Here is a 1,994-nt window from a genome sequence, read left to right on the forward strand (position 1 = left end):
GGCCGGCACGGACGTCGTCGGCGTGCTGTCCCTGCTGGCGCTCGACGAGGCGCCCCACCCGCGGCACCCGTTCCTCACCGTCGGCACCACAGCGACGGTCACGCTCGTCCAGGCCCTCTCCGACGCCGGTGTCACGGCCCCGCTGTGGTGCGCCACCCGGGGCGCGGTGTCGGTGGGCCCGGCCGACGACCCGCCGTGTCCGGAGCGGGCGCTGCTTTGGGGCGTCGGGCGGGTCGCCGCGCTGGAGCAGCCCACCCTCTGGGGCGGCCTGGTCGACCTGCCGGCCTCGCTCGACGACGTCGGCACCGACCGGTTGCTGGCGGTGCTCGGCGGCGGCACCGGGCAGGACCAGGTCGCCATCCGCGACGGTGGTGTCTTCGCGCGCCGGCTCGGGCACGCCGGCCGGGACCAGGCCTCGGTGCCGTGGCGGCCACACGGCACGGTGCTGATCACCGGAGGCACCGGCTTCCTCGGCGCCCACCTCGCCCGGTGGGCGGCCGACGCCGGCGCGGAGCACCTGGTGCTGGTGAACCGCCGGGGCCCCGACGCGCCCGACGCGCGGGAGTTGGCCGACGACCTCAGTGGCCGGGGCGCCCGGGTCACCGTCGCCGCCTGTGACGTCGCCGACCGGAGCGCCCTGGCCGACCTGCTGGATCGGGTACGGGCCGACGGCGGGCCGCTGCGGGCCGTCCTGCACGCCGCCGGCACGGTGGAGTACCGGTCGCTGGCCGACACGACCCCCGCCGACCTCGCCGAGGCGGTGCGGACGAAGGTGGCCGGCGCCCGGAACCTTGATGACCTGCTCGCCGCCGACGACCTCGACGCGTTCGTGCTCTTCTCGTCCATCGCGGGCACCTGGGGCAGTGGCGAGCAGGCGGCCTACTCGGCGGGGAACACCTACCTCGACGCCCTCGCCGAGGATCGGCGCCGACGCGGCCTGCCCGCCGCGTCCGTCGCCTGGGGCTCGTGGGGACGGGGCGGCATGCTGGCCGCCGACGTGGCCGCGCAGCTCGACCGCAGCGGCGTACACGCCATGGACCCGGACCTCGCGGTGACCGCCCTCGCCCGGGCCGTCACGGACGATTCGCCGACCGTCACCGTCGCCGCGATGGACTGGAGCCGCTTCCACCCCACCTTCACCCTGCATCGGCCGAGCCCGCTGCTGTCCGACCTGCCGGAGGTCCGGGCACTGCTGGACACGGCCGGCGACGACGAACCGGAGCGGGAGGCCGTCCCGCTGGCCGAGAGCCTGGCCGACCTGCCGTCGGACGAGCAGGCGAAGGCGCTGCTGGACCTGGTTCGCGGTCAGGTCGCGGCGGTGCTCGGTCACGCGTCGGCAGCCGAGGTGGAGCCGGACCGGGCGTTCCGGGAGGTCGGGTTCGACTCGCTGACCGCCGTGGAGCTGCGCAACCGGCTCAAGACCGTCACCGGGCTGCCGCTGCCCGTCAGCCTCGTGTTCGACTTCCCCACCCCGACGAAGCTCGCCGGGCACCTGCGTGCGGAACTGTGCCCCGCCATGGACGACACCGCCGGCGACGTGGACGACGACGACCTGCGCCGGGTCCTGCGGAGCATCCCGCCGGTCCGGCTGCGGGAGGCCGGCCTCGTCGACGTCCTGCGCCGGCTCGCCGAAGGCGGGCCGGCGAACGGGGCCGAACCGGAACAGACCCGGTCCATCGACGAGATGGACCTTGACGACCTCGTCCGAATCGCCTCTCGGCCGAACTGACACCGCACGTTCCGGAAAGGAGCGAACCCGTGGCCCCCTCAGCCGAGGAGATCGTCCAAGCACTGCGCAGCTCGTTGAAGGAGAACGAGCGGCTCCGCGCCCGCGTGCGGGAGCTGGAGGAACCCGAGCCCGTCGCGATCATCGGGATGGCCTGCCGGTACCCCGGCGGGATCGCCTCGCCGGAGGACCTGTGGCAGTTGCTCGTCGAGGGGCGGGAGGTGATCTCCGGCTTCCCCGCCGACCGGGGCTGGGACCTGGCGAACCT

General features: G+C 75.1%; 2 protein-coding genes. Both read left to right on the plus strand.

The genetic code is table 11. The features are described from left to right. The coding region (locus MCAG_RS02955) for a beta-ketoacyl reductase (RefSeq protein WP_157548360.1) at positions 1 to 1,729 on the plus strand (1,729 nt) is incomplete at its 5' end. Positions 1,730 to 1,779: 50 nt separating this feature from the next. Next, positions 1,780 to 1,994 (plus strand): beta-ketoacyl synthase N-terminal-like domain-containing protein (locus MCAG_RS02960; protein ID WP_369751351.1); only part of this gene is annotated, 215 nt, incomplete at its 3' end.

It is taken from the genome of Micromonospora sp. ATCC 39149 (genome assembly GCF_000158815.1).
Classification (GTDB): Bacteria; Actinomycetota; Actinomycetes; order Mycobacteriales; family Micromonosporaceae; genus Micromonospora.